This is a genomic window from Citrobacter sp. TBCS-14, assembly GCF_005280805.1.
GTDB classification, from domain to species: domain Bacteria; phylum Pseudomonadota; class Gammaproteobacteria; order Enterobacterales; family Enterobacteriaceae; genus Citrobacter; species Citrobacter gillenii.
In genome coordinates this window covers 1-221 of the sequence record NZ_SZWM01001035.1, presented here as the reverse complement: position 1 = coordinate 221, position 221 = coordinate 1, and the positions used below count along the sequence as shown (strand labels likewise).

The following is a 221-nucleotide window of genomic DNA, read 5'->3' as shown; positions in this document are numbered from 1 at the left end:
TTTCGATAACCTGTTCGATGCTGCCATTGCCCGCGCCGATGAAACGATACGCGGGTATATGGGAACGTCAGCCACCATTACATCCGGTGAGCAGTCCGGTGCTGTGGTATGTGGTGTTTTTGATGATCCTGAAAATATCAGCTATGCCGGAATGGGGGTACGTGTTGAAGGCTCCAGTCCGTCCCTGTTTGTCCGGACTGATGATGTGCGGCAGCTGCGGC

General features: G+C 54.3%; 1 protein-coding gene. It reads left to right on the top strand.

The window, feature by feature from the left end:
• Nucleotides 1–221 (top strand): head-tail joining protein (locus FDX22_RS23815; protein WP_222592568.1); only part of this gene is annotated, 221 nt, incomplete at both ends.